This window comes from Polaribacter sargassicola (assembly GCF_021991835.1).
Lineage (GTDB): Bacteria > Bacteroidota > Bacteroidia > Flavobacteriales > Flavobacteriaceae > Polaribacter > Polaribacter sargassicola.
Genome location: NZ_JAHDAU010000001.1, coordinates 586,319 through 607,609, shown reverse-complemented (window position 1 = coordinate 607,609; position 21,291 = coordinate 586,319). Strand labels below are relative to the sequence as shown.

Genomic DNA, 21,291 nt, shown 5'->3' with positions numbered 1-21,291 from the left:
TAAGACATCTAGAATGGTAAATAGTTTACAAATAAGAATGTTAAAGAAACGTTATAATTACCCTATAAACCTTAAAGTTTAATGCCTTTTTAACAATAAACTTTAATAAATCTTTGTTTTAAATTCATTATTTAGATTTATTATAAATAATTTGCATTTATCATCTTTGTAAAATACATTTGTCGAAATTTTATTTATAATAAATCTAAATAAACACAAATGAAATATCAATTATTAACTTTATTATTTTTAACCTCTTTATTTACATTTGGTCAAAAATCTACAATAACAGGTGTTATAAAAGACAATTCTAAACAACCAATACCTGGGGTAAATATTTTAATAAAAAACACAGAATACGGAACACAAACCAATGAAAATGGAGAATTTAAGATAGAGAATATTAATTCTGGAAACTATGTATTATCAATTTCTTATCTGGGTTTTAAAACTAAAGAAATTAAAATCGCTACTATTAAGGGAGAAACAAAAAGCTTAGGTACAATTGTTCTTTTTGAAGGAAATGAAATTTTAGGAGAAGTAATTATAGAATCTAATAGAAAAAATAAATTCTCTAGAAAACAAAGTGCTTACGTAGCAAAAATGCCATTAAAAGACATAGAAAATTCGCAAGTTTATAATACGGTTACCAATCAATTAATTGTATCTCAATCTGTAAACACGCTAGATGATGCTTTAAAAAATGTAACAGGTGTTTCTAAACTATGGTCTTCTACAGGTAGATCTAATGATGGAGCTGCGTTTTTTAGTAGTCGTGGTTTTTCTGTACAACCTCAACTTGTAAATGGTGTGGCTGGTATTACCAATAGTTTTATAAACACCTCTAATATAGAGCGTTTAGAAGTTATAAAAGGGCCTTCTGGTACTTTATTTGGTAGCGCTGTAACCTCTTACGGAGGTTTAATAAATATAGTTACTAAAAAACCTTACAATGGTACTGGTGGTAACATTTCTGCTAGTTATGGTTCTTTTGGATTTAACAGAGTAAATGCAGATATAAATGTAACAGATAAAAGCGAAAAACTTTCTTTTAGATTAAATACTGGTTATCAAAACGAAGATAGTTTTCAGGATGCTGGTTTAAAAAAATCACTTTTTATTGCACCTGCACTTTCTTATAAAGTAAATAACAATTTAACATTTAACTTATCTTACGAGGCAAACTCTACAGAACAAACTAACGGTGTTTCGTTATTTTTAAACAGATCTGCACCACTTTATTTTACTGATATTGCCTCTTTAAACTACGATACCAACTTATCTTTTACAGATAATAGCGTAACAATTGAAAGTCCTACTCAAAATTATCGTGCAGAAGCTGCTTGGAAAATTTCTGATAATTGGTCTTCTCAAACAATTATTGCTGGTAGTACTGCAAAATCTACTGGTTTTTATACTTATTTATGGGATGCTGCAGATTGGACAGATCCTTCAAATCCTGTTGGTACACCATATTTTGCACTTTATGCTCAAGATTTAGATACTAAAACAAAAGCTTTTAATGCACAACAAAACTTTGTAGGTGATTTTAAAGTAGGTGAATTAAGAAATAAATTACTAGTTGGTGTAGATTATTTTTCTAAAAACATTGTTGATAAAAGCTCTAACTGGGGATACTTACACACGATAACTCTTGATGGAAATTTACCTTTTGGAGAACCTGAAGTTAATGAAGATAATTTAAATACAGCATTATCTAATTCTGGAAATTTAAATAGTGATGTAGATCAAAATATTTTTGGTGCTTATGTTTCTGATGTAATTAATATTTTACCAGAATTATCTGTTATGGCAAGTGTACGTTATGATAGATTTCAATACGAAGGAGACAAAAACACCAGCGATGATGATGAAACAGAGTACACAAAATCTACATTTTCGCCAAAATTTGGTATTGTTTATCAACCTGTATTAGACAAAGTTTCTATTTTTACAAACTATCAAAATGGATTTTCTTACATCAATCCTCAATATATAACAGATTACTCTACAGGTACGGCAGTTACAACATTACAATCTTTTGATGTAGAAGAGGCTAATCAGTTTGAATTTGGAGTAAAGACAAATATGTTTAATAATAAATTAGAAACTACTTTAAGCTATTATAACATTAATGTACAAAACAAATACTTATTTTACTCTCAAACTCAAGACGCAAAAGTTAACAGCCAAGGTTTTGAATTAGATTTAAATACCAACCCAATAAACGGTTTAAATATACATACTGGTTTTAGTTATAATGATTCTGAAGTAAAAGAATCTCCTTCTGCAACTTATTTAGAAGGTTTACGCTACCAGGAAGCAGGACCAGATGTAACTTACAACTTTTGGGCAGATTACAAATTTAACCAAGGTATTGTTAAAAACTTAGGTATTGGTGCTGGTTTTAATGGAGCTAGTGAATATGATACAATGGTAGGTTATAAATTTGCAACTGGTAGTTTTTATTTACCAGCATACACTATATTTAATGCAGCTATATATTACGAAACAGATAAATTTAGAGCAAGTATTAAAGCAAACAACTTTACAGATAAAGAATATTACACAGGTTGGAGTACAGTAACACCAGAACAACCTAGATCTTTTCTAGCTACTTTAACTTATAAATTTTAATTAAAAACATATTTTTGCAAGGGCAATCCTAACAGGTTGCCCTTTTTATATTTTAAATAATGAGCTTTAAAAAAAACATACTTACGCTTCATAAAATTCTAGGTCTACTTACCGGAGTTGTTGTTTTTATTCTTTCTATAACTGGTTGTTGTTGGGCTTTTAAAGATGAAATAGAAAGTTTATATGAAGATTATAAATATGTTAAACCACAAAACAGCTCTGTTTTAACAGCAACAGAAGCCAAAGAAATTGCTCAAACTGTTTTTCCTGATAAAGAAATACACGGTGCATTATTTAAAAATTCTAATAACGAAGCTATAGAGGTTATTTTTTACGAACTAGAACCAGAGTTTTATAGAAGCGTTTTTTTAAACCCGTATTCTGGTAAAATATTACATACAAAAGACCACCTTTCTGGTTTTTTTGCTTTTGTTTTAAAAGGGCATGTTCGTTTATGGTTGCCCGCAGAAATAGGTGAAGAAATAGTTGGTATTTCTGTACTGCTTTTTATACTAATTATAATTTCTGGTTTTATACTTTGGATGCCCAAAAAGCGAAAAAACCTAAAACAACGTTTAAAGTTTGATTGGAAAAAATCAACTCGTTGGAAAAGAAAAAACTTCGATTTACACAGTATTATCGGTTTTTACGTATCTTTTTTAGTATTAATTATTTCTTTTACTGGTGTTGTAATGTCTTATGAATGGTTAAGTGCAACTTATTACAAAAGTATTGGGGGCGATAAAACTGCCTACTTTATAATGCATGAAAACACAAAAAAAATTGATACACTTACTAAGTTTGTATCTCCAATAGACAAGTTAATTCCTAAATTAAAGAAAGAAAATCCAAAAGCAAAAAGTTTCGAAATTCATTATCCTCACACCAAAGAAACTAGCATTTTATTAGAAGTAGCAAATAGCGATGGCTTGCATTATGATATGGATTATCGTTTTTTTAACCAAAGTGATTTATCAGAAATAGAAACACAAAGTGTTTACGGTAAATATAATAACGCCACAATATCAGACAAAATTTTGTTAATGAATTATGATATTCATATTGGTGCAATTGGTGGTTTGGCTGGTAAAATATTAGTTTTTTTAATAAGTTTACTAACGGCAACTTTGCCAATAACAGGTGTTTTATTGTGGTACGGAAGAAACTACAAAAAGAAAAAAACACGCGCATAAAGTATACTTTAATTAATCACTTTTTTTCAGCATCTTTATATTTTCATAAAAAGAATAAAGATGTCTTCTAATTTCAGATTAACTCGTGCTTATAAAAATGCCAAAAGAATTTGCTTTAATGAAAATTCTAAATTTGTATTTTTTAGTGACTCTCATAGAGGCGACAATAGTTTTGCAGACGATTTTGCTCGTAATAGAAACATGTTTAAATATGCTTTAGAGTATTATTATAAAAATAATTTTACCTACATAGAACTTGGTGACGGTGATGAACTTTGGGAAAACAGAAATTTTACAAGAATTTTTAAAGCAAACAAACACATCTATTTATGGCTAAAAAAATTTCATGATAATAACAGGTTACATTTTATCTGGGGTAATCATGACATGAAATATAAAAATAAAGAAACGGTACGTAAGAATTTATATCATTTTTACGACACAGTAACAGATACAACTAAAGATTTATTAGTGGGTGCTTCTTTTTATGAAGCAATTGTTTTAGAAGATGAAAAAACAGGAAAAGGAATTTTTCTTTTACATGGCCATCAAGCAGATTGGTTTAATTATGTGTTCTGGAGATTGAGTAGTTTTTTGGTAAAAGTACTATGGAAACCTTTACAAATTTTAGGTTTTTCAGACCCTACAAGTCCGGCTCAAAATTTTAAAGAACGTATAAAAGTAGAAAAAAGATTAGAAAAATGGATTAAAGCAAACAATAACCAAATGATGATTACTGGGCACACACACAGACCTCGTTTTCCTGATAAAAATGAAATCCCTTTATTTAATGATGGTTCTTGCGTACACCCAAGATCTATAACAGGTATAGAAATAGAAAACCATAAAATTACTCTAATTAAATGGCATATTATTACCAACAATAGTGGTATTATACAAATTAAAAGAACCATTTTAGAAGGCCCGGAAAACTTAAATAATTACATGAAATAATTTGATTTGCTGTTCTAATACAAATACCGCATTATTTTTTTCTTCTATTGATGAAATTCCTACACAAATTTGGGCGGAATTAAACTGTACAAAAAACATTTATTTTCATCCAGATTACTTAAAATCATTAGAAAAAAATCATTCAGAAATCACCTTTTCATATATTGTTTTGGTTGATAAAAATAATCTTCCAATTGCTTTTGCAAGTATAAAAATTGTTGATTTTCATTTAAACTCAATAAAAAAAGAGTTTGAGTTTTTAAAAAACATTGGCAGAAAACTACATGTTTTTTCAGATAAAAAAATTCTAAAATTATTAATCTGTGGTAACGTTTTTGTTAGCGGAGAACACGGTGTTTTTATTAAAGACAATCAAGATAAAAAAGCCATTATAAAAGAACTCGCAAAAAACATTCAACATTTTGTAAATGCCGATAAAAACTTTAAAAATAAAATTGATGCATTTTTAATAAAAGATTTTGCAAACGAATCTCTGTTAATTACAGATGAGTTAAAAGATTTTAATTATCATCCGTTTTCTGTAGAACCAAACATGAAACTTAAAATTGATAAAAATTGGCAAACTTTTGATGACTATTTAGCCTCAATGAAAACCAAATTTAGAGTAAAGGCAAAAAAAGCTTTTAAACAAAGTATAAATATTACATTTAAAGAAGTTACCCTTAAAAACATAGATAAAGAGCTTCCTAAAATGACAGATCTATACCAAAAGGTTACTACAAATGCCAATTTTAATTTAGCTAACTTTAATCTAGAAACTTATAAAAGTTTAAAGAAACAATTTGGCGACAATTACATTTTAAAAACCTATTGGATTAATAATAAAATTGTGGGCTTTATCTCCGGAATCGTAAATAACAATTCTTTAGACGCACACTTTGTTGGCATAGATTATCATTTAAATAGAGAACACGCCATATACCAAAGAATGTTATACAATTACATAGAAATTGGTATCGAAAAAAAATTAAGAACTATTAATTTTGGCAGAACTGCTAGCGAAATAAAAAGTTCTGTTGGTGCAGAACCAGAAGATTTAACCATGTATCTTCGTCACAAAAAAAGCATTACAAACAAAATTTTAAAGCTATTTTTGCAAAGAGTACAACCTACTCCATTTCAACAAAAATTTCCGTTTAAAACTGTAAACTAATTTTATGAAAGATAATAAAGAACTCATAGATTTATTAAATTTAAAAGAAATTAAAAAAGATACTTATTCTGGAGAAAGTGTTACAATTGGTAACTCTATTGTATTTGGCGGACAAGTTTTAGCACAGGCTATAAATGCTGCATACAGAACAATACCAGAAGGTCGTTTTTTACACTCTTTACATTCTTACTTTTTAGAAGCCGGAGATTTAACCTTACCTATTACGTACAAAGTTGCAGAAATTAGAGACGGTGGTAGTTTTTCTACAAGAAGAATTACAGCATCACAAAACGATAAAACTATTTTTATTTTAGCTGCTTCTTTTCACAAAAAAGAAGAAGGTTTTGAGCATCAATCAACAATGAATATGGATGTAAAACAACCAGAAGAATTATTAAGTTGGGATGAAATGTTAGATCAATTTGGCGATTTTTTACCAAAATCAATTAAATCATTTTTAAGTATTAAGCGCCCAATTAGCTTTAAACCTGTACGTGTTCCTAATCCTTTAGAACCAGAAAATTTACCTGCAAAAGAAGAAATTTGGTTTAAATTAAAAGGAGATATTCCTAAAATGAATTTGGCATTAAAACACCAGATTTTAACTTATATATCCGACTATAACATACTAAATGTTGCATTTAATCCAAATGCAAAAGATTACAACTTTTACAACACACAAACAGCTAGTTTAGATCATTCTATGTGGTTTTTTAGAGATTTTGACTTTGATGATTGGTTATTATTTTCTACCGAATCTCCTAATGCTTTTGGAGCAAGAGGCTTATCTAGAGGTAATATTTATACAAGAGATGGTAAATTAGTAGCCTCTGTTGCACAAGAAGGTTTGTTAAGACCTATTAAAAAATAAAAATTATGAATGAAGCTTTATTATACGTACTTACCACAAACGGATTACTGTTTTTAATTAGTATTATATTCTGGAAATTTCCGCCTAAAAAAATAAATAGTATTTACGGTTACAAAACACCAAAGGCAATGCTTAACCAACAAATTTGGGATTTTGCAAATACTATTTTTAATAAAAGTTTGTTAATTTACGCAGGACTTTCTTTTCTTGCTGGTTTAGCATTTGCTACCATACTTAATGCAGAATTAACTTGGCAACCAATGGCATTTGTTTTTTTATCTATAATTGTAAGTATCTTAAAAACTGAGAAAGCTTTAACAGATAATTTTACAGAAGAAGGCAAAAAGAAGAAAAAGTAATAAGTTTTATTAACTAAAAACTGTTTCTAAAATTTGTAATGATTTTGGTTTTCTAAAACCATCTAAATGTAATTCTAAATATTTAATAATGGTTTTTAAAACTATTTGTCTTTCTTGTTTACTAAAAGACACGTTTTCTATATCATCAAAATTAATCTCTAATAATTTTTTAAATTGATATAATTCGTTACCAGAAATAATGTTTTTCTGAGAAATTAAGTCAGAGAAAAAACCTTCGCCTAAGTCGAAACCAAATTTTTCTCTATCAGACAAGTCTGGATAAAACCCTAAAAAACGAGTTAAATTCAAGAGAAACAATAAGTGGAAGTTTGCTATTTTATCGTGTAAATCTAACCAAATAAGCCCAGATTCTAAATATTCATAAAGTGCTTTATTTTCTTCTTCTTCTCTTATAGAATAAGACAGTACTTCTGATAAGAATAATACAACAGATTGTTTAACTATATTTTTATAAATAGTTTGGTAAGGGTTAAAAATTTGTACATCTTTAATAGCATTTAAATTGCCTTTATTATTATGTTTAGCAACAATGTTTAATTGTGTTAATGGCTGAAAATAAGCTGCTTTTAATCCTCCTTTTTTTGCTTTTAAAATCCCTCTAATTAAATAAGATTTTACACCTTCTTCTTCTGTAAAACATTTTACAATTAAACTAGTGTCTCCATATTTTAAAGAACTTAAAACTATTGCTTTTGTAGTTACAACAGACATTTAATTTACAATTGCAATTTTAGTTACACTTGTTTCTGTTGCATCATCATTAGATAATAAAACTATGTAAACACCAGAAGCTACTTTATTACCTGCTAAGTTTTTTTTATCCCAAACTACTTTTCCTCCCTGTAGTTGTTGCCCTTCTACAACATTTGTTTCGTACACTAAATTACCGGCTACATCTAAAATTTTAACATTTGTTCCGTTAGGTAAATGTGTTCCGTTTCTACCATCTATAGTAACTATTTCATGATTTTTTAAAGCAGGATTTGGGTACGCATAAACCTCTCCTAAAACATCTCCGAAAGGAGCAACCTGACTATTATAAGCTACCAAACCTTTATTAGTTGCAAAGTAAACTTTACCATTGCTAGAGTCTACTGCTATTTTAGCTATTTTGTTAGATGGCAATGGTGAGTTTTCTGTACTAAAAGTAGCTAATGTTGTTTGTCCACTAGGGTTTGTATAAATAACACCACCGTTATCTGTGCCAAACCATTTATTTTGCGCTCCGTCTATTGCAATAGAATTAACCGTTTGGTCTCCTAATAATCTATCTCCAAAACCATCTTCATTGGCATTAATAACAACCGGATTGGCATTAGGCGTACTATCATCAAAAACACCAGCTGCATTACTATAAACTACCAAACCAGCTGCTGTCCCTATCCATGCTCTATTATCATCATCTACCACAACTGTTCTTACATTAAGATCTGGTAAATTACCTAAATTAGCGGTTGCAATTAGTGCTTTTTTTCTACCTCCATTTTCATTATAAACATAAACTCCATTACGTCTAGATCCGTACCAAATACTATTATTTTTATCAACAAAAGGATCATTTAAACCAAATGCAACGTTTGTTTCTACAGACCTCATATCTACACTAGACCATTGACCCGAAGTTGATAATTTTTTTAATTCTTCTCCTAAACCAATATTTGCAACCCACAAATTACCAAAAGAATCAAAAGCGGTACCTCCTACTCTTATTGTTACATAATTAGGATTTGCTGCTTCTATATCTTCTAAAGGACTGTTTAAATGGTTGTAAAAAGTTTTTATTTCATCATCTTCTACCACCAATATTCCTCCTGTAGCAACACTGTTAACGTTTGTTGTTCCTCCAAAAGAACTAATGTAAACTCTATTTTCTACACTTGGATCTATTGATATATGTGATAAATCTGTAACAGGAAAATCTGCATTATACTTAGTGTTTATCCAATTTTCTCCATTATAATGACTAAATCCTTTTCTGTTAAAAATTGGACTATAAATCGCATCATAACCTCCATAAACTACCCAAAGATTGTTGTTTTCTGACGATATTGAAAAAATATCATTAAACAAAGGGCCTTCAGGATGAATCTCTAAATAATCTGCTAATTGGCTTGAGTTTGTGTTTAAAATTCCGAATTCATTTGTTGCTAAATAAATAGCATCATCATTAAAAAAAGAATTGTTTAAAGTATAATCAAAATCGGTAGTAGCACTAAATTCGTAAACAATATTTAAAGATGTATCTAAAATTTGTGATTGTTTATTTAATGTTACTGATAAGTATAAATTAGAACTTTTAATGGCGACTATAGTTTCGTTAAAATCTTTTATCTCTGTTAAACTTGCGCTTTTAATTTCATATAATTTTCTACCAGATATTGTATAAATAGCATTATTAAAACTTAGTATTTCATTAAAATTTGTACCTAAAAATTGTTGTTGCCAATTATTAGAATCTATTAAAAAATTACTTGCTATATCAGCAGAAAAAATTCCGTTCTCTGTAGCTGCATAAATAATATTGTTGGCTACAATAGTTTGATTTACTTTTACAGAAGTAGAAGCAGCGCCAATAAAATAAGTGTCTCCAAACTCTAAATTATCAATATCATAAACAACAATACCAAAGGGTGTAGACAAATATAATTTATCATTATACTCTGAAATATCATTAATACTTTTTTCTCCAGATTGACTAAAATTAACAATATCTGATGAAATTGTGATAAAACCATGCTTATCTACAACCTCTACCAAACCATTTTCGTAACCAATTATAAGGCTCTCAAAAGCACTGCTATAATGTATAGCACTTGTTGTTTCGCCAGATAAACCTTGTACTGATGATAATTTTTCTATCTCTTTACTTGCAACATCATAAGTAAAAACTGCATTATCTGCCAAAGCATAAATTACACCATCAACCTCAATAAAATCTTTAACATTATTGTATGAGTAAAAATCTTCCCAAGAATCACTATAATCTGTTTGTGCAAAAAATAGTACCGAAAAGAATAAAAGGTAGATTGAAAAAAGTTTTTTCATTATTTTTATTTGATTCTCAAAGATATTTATTTATTTTTTTATAGAACGTAAATGTGCCTATATTAGTACAAGTAAAAATAGTTTCATTTAAAAATACATTTAAATAAGTATTTTTGTAATCATTGGTATAATTAAAAAGGTTAGACACCTATTTTAAACAAATTTTTTAACTAGAAAACTGGTGTTTACAAGAAAATTAATCAGATTTTATTTTTGGAATCTATAAAAACAAAAAACTTTAATGAGTTTAGAAATAGAAAGAAAATTTTTGGTGATAAATGACGATTTTAAATCTGAAGCTTATCAAAAAAACACAATAAAACAAGGCTATTTAAATTCTGATAAAAACAGAACTGTTAGAGTTAGAGTTGCTGATGAAAAAGCCTTTTTAACCATAAAAGGGAAAACAAATTCTTCAGGAACAACTCGTTTTGAGTGGGAAAAAGAAATTGACACTCAAGAAGCAGAAGAACTACTTCTATTATGCGAACCTTCTATCATTGAAAAAACTCGTTTTCTAGTAAAAAGCGATCATCATACATTTGAAATCGATGAATTTTATGGAGACAATAAAGGATTAATTGTTGCAGAAATTGAACTAAATTCTGAAAATGAAACGTTTAAAAAACCGCTTTGGTTGGGTAGAGAAGTTACAGGAAATATAGAATACTACAACTCTAGTATTAGTAAAAATCCATTTAAGAATTGGTAATTACAAGTTATAAATTGCTAAAAAATGACTTAAACTACCTAACAAAACAAATACATGAAAAATTGCATGATTATATGGTAATTTTCTAATAGAATACAAAACGGCACCAATTGTATAAAAAACACCTCCAGCAATTAATAATTTTAAATTGTAACTAGATAAAGCACTTATTAATGGTTTTATAAAAAACATTATTTGCCAACCCATTAATAAATACATGGCTGTAGATATTTTATCAAACCTACCAGTAAAAAAAAGTTTTAAAATAACACCCGTTAATGCAAAAAGCCAAACAGCTATAAACATATACCAACCTAAATTAGAGTTTAAAGCAACCAAACAAAAAGGAGTGTAACTACCTGCAATTAGCACATAAATTGCAGCATGATCAAAAATATTTAGTTTTCGTCTTTTTTTAGGTTCTTTTGCTGCATGATAAAAAGTAGAAGCTACATATAAAATTATTAAGCTAAAACCATAAATTATAAAGCTGGTTATTTGCCAAAAACCCAAATATGAAAATGCTTTTAAAAGCAAAAAAGGAAATACAATAATACTTGCCACTAAACCTAAAGCATGAGACCAAATATTTAAATTTTCTTCTTTTTTACTATAATGGTGATTTAAATTCTCGCTCATTATTTGGTCTATTTGTGTCTTTCATATATTTTTTATCACTTAATAAATCATCATAAATTATATTAAATGTTTTATCTCTTAAATCAATTACATTTTCTATAGTTAAACTTTTGGTAGATATAAATTTGTGCTGGTGTACTCTAAAAACACCTATACCTCCTTTTAAAAAATCCCAAGAAAACAAACGCTTACAATCGTAGTAAACTTGTGGCACAATAGGTATTTTAAACTCTATAGCTAAACTAAATGCCCCTTTTTTAAATGGTGATAAAACTACATCTTCTGTAGGCACTAATCCTTCAGGAAAAATAGCCATACTTACTCCATTTTGCAATCTTCTTTTAGCCTCTTTAAAAACTCTCTTTCTACTTTCTGCACTACTTCTATCTACAACTATAACTGCTTTTTTATAAAAAAAACCAAAAACAGGTATTTTAGCTAATTCTTTTTTACCCACAAAAACAATTGGATTTTTGCTTAAAGCAATAAGTAAAAAAGGGTCTATTAATGAGGCGTGATTAGGACAAAACATGTAACTTTTATCGGGCTCAATTTCTTCATCAAATTGTTTTTTAATACGAAAACCCATTCCGTAAATTAAAACTTTAGACATAAACCTAATTACTTTCCATAGCAAATGGTAATATTCTTCTTTTAACGTAAAAACAAATAATAAAAGCGACATTAAAACAATTAATACCATCATTAAAACATAAAACCAAAGACGCCAAATTAAGAGAAAGGGTATTTTAATATATTTCAAACCACAGATAAACGTTAAGTCAAAAAAAATAGTAGAAGTACTAAATTTTAATTTAAGTCTACAAAAATACTAATATTCTTTTGTTTGATTGGTTTTCTTAAACAAAACCTTATTTTTGTACCTACAACGAGAGCTTTAAAACGTCTCAAATAAAAAGATAAAAACAAATTAATGTCTAGAATTTTAACCGGAGTCCAAAGTACAGGAACACCACATTTAGGAAATTTATTAGGAGCCATTTTACCAGCAATAAAAATGGCAAATAGCCCAGAAAATGAGTCTTTTATATTTATTGCAGATATGCATTCTTTAACTCAGATTAAAGATGGAGATTTATTAAGAGAAAACACTTACAGTGTTGCTGCTACTTGGCTTGCTTGTGGTTTAGATATTAATAGAACTATATTTTATAGACAGAGTGATATACCACAAGTTACCGAATTAACTTGGTACTTAAGCTGCTTTTTTCCTTATCAAAGATTAACTTTAGCACACGGATTTAAAGATAAAGCAGATAGATTAAGCGATGTAAATACAGGTTTGTTTACTTACCCAATGTTAATGGCTGCTGATATTTTATTATATGATGCAGAAGTTGTACCTGTAGGAAAAGATCAACTACAGCATTTAGAAATGACGCGTGATGTTGCTAATAGGTTTAACAATATTGTTGGAGAAACTTTAGTTCCGCCACAAGCAGGAATACAAGAAAACACCAAATTAGTTCCTGGAACTGATGGTGAAAAAATGAGTAAATCTAGAAACAACCTTATTAATATTTTCTTACCAGATAAAAAGTTAAGAAAACAAATAATGTCTATTAAAACGGATAGCAAAGGTTTAGAAGAACCTAAAAACCCAGATACTGATAACATTTTTGCTTTGTATAAATTATTAGCTTCTGATGAACAAGTTGCAGAAATGAGAGCTAATTACGAAGGTGGAAATTACGGTTACGGACATGCTAAACAAGCCTTATATGAGTTGGTACTTGAGCAGTTTTCTCCTATAAGAGATCGTTACAATCACTTTATGGAAAACAAACACGAAATTGATGCAGCATTAGAAATAGGTGCAGAAAAAGCAACTGCAGTTGCCAACGATGTTCTAAAAAGAGTTAGAGCTAAAATTGGTTACTAAAACTAATTTTAACCATAAATAAAAAAACCGAAAGTAATTACTTTCGGTTTTTTTATATCAATTTATATTTTTTAATTAATCTTTAACGATTTGGCAATCGCCTCTAATTCAAACAAAAAAGCTCTTTTATTTACAGAAGGTGCGTAAGTAAATCCTTCAAAAACAATTAATCGGTTGTTCTTTTTATCAACTATAGTATAATTTAAAAATGGTCCTGCCATAAAATCATTTTTAACTTCCCATTTTCCACGAGTTTCGTAAGCTTGTTTACCATCAATTTTTGCATCAAAAGTAAAAGGAGTATATGCTTCTTCTGTAATCATATACATAGTTTCTGCATCTGAACCAGGAATATGTTCTTTTCCTATTTTATTTCTAATAGCCACAATACTATCAGAAACTTGAATACCTTCTTCTAAAGGTACAGAATAAACTAAAATATTATTGCTTCCTGTTTTTGCTATTCCGCTTGATAAATGTTGACGTAACCATAAAAAATTTCCTGTATCATCTACATAATTAAATTTATCGTGTATTGTTAATGAAATTCCTAAGTTTTGTATTGTTTTAAATTGATTTTCGTCTATTTTACTTTTTGAAAAAAGGTTTTGTAAATATTTAATATCAGAATCTAAAAACGTTTTAATAATTTCTTTTTCATGCTTTTTAAATAAAGCTACAACTCCTGCATCATCTTTTGCATAAACATAAACAATTGTTTGCGGACTAGCATAAACATCTTTTTTTATGTAAAACTCTTCTTTATCAGAAACACCAATTATCATAATATTTCTACTAACTTTCATCATTGTTCCAAAACCATTTGGTGCAACTTGAGACACAGACAAGGTAGATTCTGGCTGAGGCAAACCAACCATAAGTTCTCCGAAAGAGTTTCTTATTTCTTTACCTATATCACCATCCCAATCACTAGATTTGGTAACTACCATTACCTTATTTATTTTACCTACAGAGCTTCGTAAAACGTATTTATCTGATGATTCTTTACAAGAAACTAATAAGATTGTAAATAATATTAGTGTAAATATTTTTTTCATAAGATTAACTTTTAAATACTTTTTGAGTTTGATTATTGATTCTATGACAACAAATACTGTTCCATTTTTAAATATTATCTAAAGAAACGTTTTATTTTTTTATATAATTACCATAATCAATATTTATTATTTAAAAAAAGTAAAATTATACTTTATTTTTTTACAAACTCAATCAATTATATACCTATTCTTCTTGGATAAACAGACAACCTTTGTCCAACCTTTATTCTGCTAGTTTTTAGACCGTTCCATCTTTTTAGCTCACTAACACGCACACCAAACTTATTGGCAATCTTACCTAAATAATCTCCACTTTGCACCTTATATCTAATACGTTGGTCCATTTCAAAATATTTAGGTAAAGGTTTTTCTCTTTGTGCATCATCAGAATCTGCTAAAGCATAAATTTCTTGTTCTTTATCTAAAAAAGATACAATCTTATTACTTGGCAACCTTAATGCATAATTTCTATCTTTAATATAAGGTATAATATCTAACTTATAAGATGGATTTAGCTCTGTTAAAACCTCTTCATCTACATCTATTTTTTCAGAAATTTGATCAAAACCAATAGTTCTTTTAATTCTAATTGTATCTGTTTGAAAATTAAAAAACTTTGGCAATTCAGAATATATTTTGTGCTCATTTGCGTATTCAAAAATATACATTGTAGCATAAAAGGCAGGTACATAACTAGCTGTTTCTCTTGGCAAATAAGGTCTAATATTCCAATAATTCTTATATCCGCCAGAGCGTTTTATTGCTTTTCTAACGTTTCCTGGGCCAGAATTATAAGCAGCTAAAGCCAAATCCCAGTCACCAAAAATGGTAAATAATTGGCTTAAATATTTACAAGCTGCAATTGTAGATTTTACAGGATCTTGACGTTCATCTACATAAGAACTTACTTTTAAATCGAACTCTATACCTGTACCGTACATAAATTGCCATAAACCTGTGGCACCAACTCCAGATTTTATTTTAGGTCTTAAAGCAGACTCTACAATAGCTAAATATTTCATTTCTAAAGGAATATCATATTGATCTAGATATTGCTCAAACATTGGAAAATAATATTTTGCTTTGGCCATTAAAGCCGGGTAATATTTTTTTCTTCGTAATAAATAGCTATTAATTACTTTTTCTAAAGCAGGGTTAAACTCTAAATCAAAAGGAGTTTTACTATTTAAACTCGCTAGTCTGTCTTTTAATAAACTTGTAGTTAGCACTTTATTTGTAGTACTACCAATAATATCTATATCATCGATTACATACTCTAAAGTGTCTACTAACGATGAATTAAATTTTTGATTAACCAACAAACTATCAATTATATCTAACTCTCTATCAGAAAAATAGTTTTCTTTAGCTGGTTTAATTATAGAATCATTTTCAATTAATAAAGTGTCTGTATCTGTATTTTTACTATTATTTTCTTGTTGACTAAAAACAGAAATACTAAAAAAAAATAGTACTAAAAATTTGTTCATAAAATATTAAATATCTAATTCTAGGGCTATTGGACAATGATCTGAATGTTTGGCTTCTGGCAAAATATAAGCTCTTGCTATTTTGTCTTTTAATGGTTTAGAAACCATTGCGTAATCTAAACGCCAACCTTTATTATTTGCTCTAGAATTTGCTCTATAACTCCACCAAGAATACTCTTGTCTTTCTGGATTTAAATAACGAAAACTATCTATAAAACCGCTATCGATAAAACTACCTAACCAAGTTCTTTCTTCTGGTAAAAACCCCGAAACGCCTTTCATTTTTGGGTTATGAATGTCTATTGCATTATGACAAATATTATAGTCTCCGCAAATAACTAAATTAGGTATTTCTTGTTTTAAATTATTGATGTATTCTTGAAATTCATCCATATAATTAAACTTAAAACCCAACCTTTCTGCATTAGTACCAGAAGGCAAATACAAACTCATTATAGAAACATCATCAAAATCTACACGAAGGTTTCTACCCTCAAAATCCATAGTTTCAATTCCTGTACCGTAAGCTACATGATTTGGTTTTTCTTTGCAAAAAATGGCTACAGAAGAGTATCCTTTTTTTTGTGCAGAAAACCAATAATGATAAGGATAACCTGCATTTTCAAAATCGATTACATTTAATTGATCTTTATGTGCTTTAGTTTCTTGAATACAAATTACATCTGGATTTGCGGCTTCTAACCAATCTAAAAAGCCTTTTTTTAATGCGGCTCTAATGCCATTTACGTTGTATGATATTATCTTCATTTATATTTTTTAATTCTCTAAAAAGAGAAAGTGTGCCTGATTTATATTATTTATCTAATACTAATGGTTTCTTTAGAAAAAACCAAGTAATTTGAGTTTTATCTCCGGATTGCGTATTAATTATTTTCTTTCTTGGAGACAAAAAAGCTGCCATAGGTGCTGCTATAAGTATTCTAACAATTGAATTATCAATTTTAAAGCCAAAGTCTAAAATTCCAACAAAAATTATTGTTAATAAAAAAATTACCAAACCTGGTTTTTTAGCAAGATATTCCATGGCAATATTTAATTTATCTATTCAAAAAAAGCATTTTTAATCTAAACTAATTGGTTTCTTTAGAAAAAGCCAATTTATTTGTTTTGTTTTTCCTGTTTGTGTTAAAATTATTTTTTTTCTTGGTGATAAAATAAAAGCAACAACACTACAAATTGCTATTTTTAAAGGGAAACTATCTGTTGTATAAACAAAATCGAAAATCCACATAAAAACAATAATTAATATTGGGTAGATTAACCAATATACTTTTTTAAATAATTCCATTTTAAAGTTCTTTATTAATTACTTTTTTGAAAAAAAGCCATTTTATTTGTTCTTCTTCTCCGTTTTGTTTGTCAATCATTACCACTCTAGGAGATAAAATAAAAGATAATGTAACTGCGATAGAGGTACTTAAAACTGTATTTTCAACATTAAATACCTTTTCGCTTATCAATATAAATACAACAATTAAAAGAGGGTAAATTAACCAATATACTTTTTTAAATAGTTCCATTTTAAATATTCATTTCTGGTATTTCTCCATTTACAATTAAAGTTCCTTCTGTAGCTTCTTGTATTTCTTTTACAGAAATTCCAGGAGCTCTTTCTAATAAGTGAAACTGATTATCTTTTACTTCTAAAACAGCTAAATTGGTTACTATTTTTGTTACACAACCTACACCTGTTAAAGGCAAAGAACATTTTTTTAAAATTTTAGAAGCACCTCTTTTATTAGTGTGCATCATAGCAACAATAATATTTTCTGCAGAAGCTACCAAATCCATTGCACCACCCATACCTTTTACCATTTTTCCTGGAATTTTCCAATTGGCAATATCTCCATTTTGTGCTACTTCCATTGCACCTAAAATAGTTAAATCTACATGTTTACCACGAATCATAGAAAAACTAAGCGCAGAATCAAAAAAACTTGCGCCAGGCATAGTAGTTATTGTTTGTTTGCCTGCATTAATAATATCTGCGTCTTCTTCTCCATCAAAAGGAAAAGGGCCCATTCCTAAAACACCATTTTCGCTCTGAAATTCTACTTCTATATCTTCTCTTACATAATTAGCTACCAAAGTAGGTATGCCAATACCTAAGTTTACGTAGAAATCATTTTGAACCTCTTGTGCAATTCTTTTTGCTATTCCGTTTTTATCTAACATAACTAGCTTTTTTGTATTACAGTTCGTTGCTCTATTCTTTTCTCGTAATTTTTTCCTTCAAAAATTCTTTGTACAAATATTCCTGGAATGTGAATATTATTAGGATCTAACTCTCCAACAGGCACTAATTCTTCTACCTCTACAACAGTAATTGTTGCAGCACCACACATATTAGGATTAAAATTTCTTGCAGTTCCTTTAAAAACTAAATTACCCGCAGCATCACCTTTCCAAGCTTTTATAAAAGCAAAATCTGCTTTAAAAGCTGTCTCTAAAACATACATTTTACCGTCAAACTCTCTAGTTTCTTTTCCTTTTGCTACTTCTGTTCCGTATCCCGCAGGAGTGTAAAACGCAGGAAAACCTGCTTGTGCGGCTCTACATTTTTCGGCTAAAGTTCCTTGTGGTGTTAATTCTACTTCTAATTCTCCTGATAACATTTGGCGCTCAAACTCTTCATTTTCGCCAACATAAGAAGAAATCATTTTTTTTATTTGTTTGTTTTTAAGTAGTAAACCCAAACCAAAATCATCTACACCAGCATTATTAGAAATACAAGTAACATTTCTAACATCAAGTTTAACCAATTCTGCAATTGCTTTTTCTGGTATACCACACAAACCAAAACCACCTAACATAAAAGTCATCCCGTCTTTAACGCCTTTTAAAGCATCTCTAACATTATTTACTTTCTTGTTAATCATTGTCTAAATAGTTCTGTTTTGCTTAAATATAGTAAAATAATATCAATTTTAAAAATCGATATCTTCATCTGGTTCTACTATTTTTTCTTCATCTTCATCTACATTACTACCACTACAATCTATATTAATCGTTAAGTTTTCTGGCTTTTCAAAATCTTCTTTACTAATATTTAACGCTTTATCTGCATAACATTTTTTCATAAACAAAGCCCAAGTAGGCAAAGACATTGTTGCTCCTTGTCCTTTTGCTATTCCTGCAAAATGCGTTGATCTATCTTCTCCTCCTGTCCAAACACCAGTTGCTAAATTAGGTACAATTCCCATAAACCAACCATCTGATTGATTTTGTGTTGTACCTGTTTTACCAGCTATCGGATTTGTAAAATTATATGGATATCCTGTTACATAACCTGGTTTTTGCCAAGGTAATCTTAAACGAACTCCAGAACCAGATTGCGTTACACCTTTTAATAAATCTAAAACAACATAAGCAGACTCTTCACTTAAAACCTCTTTAGTTTCTGGTATAAATTCTTCTAAAACAGTTCCGTTTTTATCTTCTATTCTGGTTACAATCATTGGCGATACTCTTAAACCTTTGTTTGCGAAAGTAGAGTAAGCACTTACCATTTCATATAAAGATAAATCTACCGCACCTAATGCAATTGATGGATTTGCATTAATATTACTTTTTATACCTGCAGATTTAGCCAAACGAACCACATTTTCTGGAGAAACCATATCTATTAATCTAGCAGACATTGTGTTTACAGAACCTGCTAAACCATCTTTTAGAGTTAACATTTCTCCATATTCATCATCAGAGTTTTTTGGAGTCCAATCTTCTAATATACCATATTTACCTTGCGGAATTGTGTATGGTATATTTGGATATTCATCACAAGGAGATAATTTTAATTGATTGATAGCTGTAGCATAAACAAAAGGTTTAAAAGTAGAACCTACTTGTCTTTTTTGTTGTGCAACTGCATCATATTTAAAGTGTTTATTATTTATACCACCAACCCAAGCTTTTATATGGCCAGATTGTGGTTCTATAGATAACAAACCAGATCTTAAAAAGTATTTATAATATCTTACAGAATCTATCGGAGACATAACAGTATCTATATCTCCTTTCCAAGAAAATACTCTCATTTCTGTTTTAGTATTAAAAATTTTATTTATTTCTTTTTCAGACTTTCCTGCAATTTTTAATCTTTTGTATCTATCAGAGTTTTTCTTTCCTCTTTCTAAAATTACTTTAATTTCTGATGGTTCTAAATCGTAAAAAGGAGCATTCTTATTTCTTTTTTGTTCTGCAAAAAAGTAAGATTGTAAATTAGAGATATGTTCTTTTACAGCTTCTTCTGCATATTGTTGCATTCTAGAATCTATGGTTACATAAATTTTTAATCCATCTGTGTAAATATTATATTTTTCTCCGTTTGGTTTAGGATTTTCTCTTACCCATTTATGCATCATTTTTTGTAAATATGCTCTAAAATAAGTTGCAGAACCTTCATCGTGACTTTCTGGTGTAAAATTAATCTTTAAAGGCAATTTTTGTAAAGAATCTTTTTCTTGTTCTGATATAAATCCATTTTTATGCATTTGATAAAAAACCACATTTCTTCTTGATAAAGACTTCTTTTTAGAGATTTCTCTATGCGGATTATATTGTCTTGGGTTTTTTAACATTGCAACAATTATTGCAGATTCTTGTATATCTAAATCTTTAGCTTCTTTACCAAAATAAATACGAGCTGCAGAACGAATACCAGAGGCATTAAACAAAAAACCTTGTGTATTTAAATACATTGCAATAATTTCTTGTTTTGTATACTGACGCTCTAATTTTGTAGCAACAATCCATTCTTTCATTTTTTGCAAAAGTCTTTCTGCTTTATTACTAGAACCTCCGTTGTTAAATAAATTTTTAGCCAATTGTTGTGTAATAGTACTTGCACCTCCGCCAGCACCTAATTTAGATATAGCTCTTGCTAAACCTCTAAAATCAATACCAGAATGTTCAAAAAAACGTTCATCTTCTGTTGCTACTAAAGCTTTAACCAAATTATCTGGTAAATCTTTAAACTTTATTGGCGTTCTGTTTTCTGTTGCATATTTACCAATTGTTTTACCATCAGAAGAAATTACTTCTGTTGCTAAATTAGTTTGTGGGTTTTCTAATTCTTCAAAAGTTGGTAATGCTCCAAAAACACCTAATGAAGCTAAGAAAAACATTAGAAGAATTACAGAAAATCCGCCTAAAATAATTCCCCAGAACCATTTTATATATTTTTTAAAATTTGTTGTTTCTTTTTTTGCCATT

General features: G+C 28.8%; 21 protein-coding genes. 8 read left to right on the top strand and 13 right to left on the bottom strand.

The window, feature by feature from the left end:
* Positions 1–219 precede the first annotated feature (219 nt).
* The 6 genes from KI686_RS02710 to KI686_RS02685 are packed head-to-tail and all read left to right on the top strand — an operon-like array spanning position 220 to position 7,188.
* On the top strand, positions 220–2,637 hold the full coding sequence (locus KI686_RS02710; RefSeq protein WP_237587718.1) for a TonB-dependent receptor: 2,418 nt from the start codon (positions 220–222) through the stop codon (positions 2,635–2,637).
* Positions 2,638–2,696: 59 nt separating this feature from the next.
* Positions 2,697–3,830, top strand: coding sequence for a PepSY-associated TM helix domain-containing protein (locus KI686_RS02705; protein ID WP_237587717.1), 1,134 nt, complete (start codon positions 2,697–2,699; stop codon positions 3,828–3,830).
* A gap of 60 nt (positions 3,831–3,890) precedes the next feature.
* A complete protein-coding gene (locus KI686_RS02700; protein WP_237587716.1) occupies positions 3,891–4,784 on the top strand; it encodes a metallophosphoesterase in 894 nt (297 codons plus the stop codon).
* Between the two features lies 1 nt (position 4,785).
* Positions 4,786–5,958: a peptidogalycan biosysnthesis protein gene (locus tag KI686_RS02695; RefSeq protein ID WP_237587715.1), complete on the top strand. Its 1,173-nt coding sequence runs from the start codon at positions 4,786–4,788 to the stop codon at positions 5,956–5,958.
* 4 nt (positions 5,959–5,962) lie between these two features.
* Positions 5,963–6,829: an acyl-CoA thioesterase gene (locus tag KI686_RS02690; protein WP_237587714.1), complete on the top strand. Its 867-nt coding sequence runs from the start codon at positions 5,963–5,965 to the stop codon at positions 6,827–6,829.
* A 5-nt stretch (positions 6,830–6,834) separates the two neighbouring features.
* Positions 6,835–7,188, top strand: coding sequence for an SdpI family protein (locus KI686_RS02685; protein WP_237587713.1), 354 nt, complete (start codon positions 6,835–6,837; stop codon positions 7,186–7,188).
* Between the two features lie 9 nt (positions 7,189–7,197).
* Here the strand turns inward: KI686_RS02685 and recO are convergent, their stop codons facing one another.
* Positions 7,198–7,920 (bottom strand): DNA repair protein RecO, encoded by a 723-nt coding sequence (recO, locus tag KI686_RS02680; RefSeq protein ID WP_237587712.1) that lies wholly within the window; start codon positions 7,918–7,920, stop codon positions 7,198–7,200.
* Complete coding sequence (porZ, locus tag KI686_RS02675; RefSeq protein ID WP_237587711.1) at positions 7,921–10,254, bottom strand: type IX secretion system anionic LPS delivery protein PorZ; 2,334 nt, start codon at positions 10,252–10,254, stop codon at positions 7,921–7,923.
* 241 nt (positions 10,255–10,495) lie between these two features.
* Between porZ and KI686_RS02670 the strand changes: the two genes are divergently transcribed.
* Positions 10,496–10,966 (top strand): CYTH domain-containing protein, encoded by a 471-nt coding sequence (locus tag KI686_RS02670; protein ID WP_237587710.1) that lies wholly within the window; start codon positions 10,496–10,498, stop codon positions 10,964–10,966.
* Here the strand turns inward: KI686_RS02670 and trhA are convergent, their stop codons facing one another.
* Together trhA and KI686_RS02660 are read right to left on the bottom strand one after the other, a co-directional pair.
* Complete coding sequence (trhA, locus tag KI686_RS02665) at positions 10,967–11,605, bottom strand: PAQR family membrane homeostasis protein TrhA (protein WP_237587709.1); 639 nt, start codon at positions 11,603–11,605, stop codon at positions 10,967–10,969.
* Positions 11,577–12,290, bottom strand: a complete 714-nt coding sequence (locus KI686_RS02660) for a lysophospholipid acyltransferase family protein (RefSeq protein ID WP_237587708.1) — start codon at positions 12,288–12,290, stop codon at positions 11,577–11,579. Before KI686_RS02660 ends, trhA begins: the two co-directional genes overlap by 29 nt.
* A gap of 249 nt (positions 12,291–12,539) precedes the next feature.
* On the opposite strand from KI686_RS02660, the gene trpS reads away from it, so the two are divergent.
* Complete coding sequence (gene trpS / locus KI686_RS02655) at positions 12,540–13,508, top strand: tryptophan--tRNA ligase (protein ID WP_237587707.1); 969 nt, start codon at positions 12,540–12,542, stop codon at positions 13,506–13,508.
* A gap of 71 nt (positions 13,509–13,579) precedes the next feature.
* On the opposite strand, the gene KI686_RS02650 is transcribed toward trpS, so the two are convergent.
* The 9 genes from KI686_RS02650 to KI686_RS02610 all read right to left on the bottom strand — a co-directional run bounded on the left by KI686_RS02650 (position 13,580) and on the right by KI686_RS02610 (position 21,290).
* Positions 13,580–14,566, bottom strand: a complete 987-nt coding sequence (locus tag KI686_RS02650; protein WP_237587706.1) for a DUF4837 family protein — start codon at positions 14,564–14,566, stop codon at positions 13,580–13,582.
* A 176-nt stretch (positions 14,567–14,742) separates the two neighbouring features.
* The gene (locus KI686_RS02645) at positions 14,743–16,056 is read right to left on the bottom strand and encodes a lytic transglycosylase domain-containing protein (protein WP_237587705.1); all 1,314 of its coding nucleotides are present in this window, start codon (positions 16,054–16,056) and stop codon (positions 14,743–14,745) included.
* Positions 16,057–16,062: 6 nt separating this feature from the next.
* Complete coding sequence (locus KI686_RS02640) at positions 16,063–16,824, bottom strand: exodeoxyribonuclease III (RefSeq protein WP_237587704.1); 762 nt, start codon at positions 16,822–16,824, stop codon at positions 16,063–16,065.
* A 46-nt stretch (positions 16,825–16,870) separates the two neighbouring features.
* The gene (locus KI686_RS02635; RefSeq protein ID WP_237587703.1) at positions 16,871–17,101 is read right to left on the bottom strand and encodes a hypothetical protein; all 231 of its coding nucleotides are present in this window, start codon (positions 17,099–17,101) and stop codon (positions 16,871–16,873) included.
* A gap of 36 nt (positions 17,102–17,137) precedes the next feature.
* The gene (locus tag KI686_RS02630) at positions 17,138–17,365 is read right to left on the bottom strand and encodes a hypothetical protein (protein WP_237587702.1); all 228 of its coding nucleotides are present in this window, start codon (positions 17,363–17,365) and stop codon (positions 17,138–17,140) included.
* A gap of 1 nt (position 17,366) precedes the next feature.
* Positions 17,367–17,597, bottom strand: a complete 231-nt coding sequence (locus KI686_RS02625; RefSeq protein WP_237587701.1) for a hypothetical protein — start codon at positions 17,595–17,597, stop codon at positions 17,367–17,369.
* Position 17,598: 1 nt separating this feature from the next.
* Complete coding sequence (locus tag KI686_RS02620; protein ID WP_237587700.1) at positions 17,599–18,252, bottom strand: 3-oxoacid CoA-transferase subunit B; 654 nt, start codon at positions 18,250–18,252, stop codon at positions 17,599–17,601.
* A 2-nt stretch (positions 18,253–18,254) separates the two neighbouring features.
* Positions 18,255–18,956 carry a CoA transferase subunit A gene (locus tag KI686_RS02615; RefSeq protein WP_237587699.1) on the bottom strand — a complete coding sequence of 234 codons (702 nt, stop codon included), beginning with the start codon at positions 18,954–18,956 and terminating at the stop codon, positions 18,255–18,257.
* A 48-nt stretch (positions 18,957–19,004) separates the two neighbouring features.
* A complete protein-coding gene (locus KI686_RS02610) occupies positions 19,005–21,290 on the bottom strand; it encodes a penicillin-binding protein 1A (protein ID WP_237587698.1) in 2,286 nt (761 codons plus the stop codon).
* Position 21,291 lies beyond the last annotated feature (1 nt).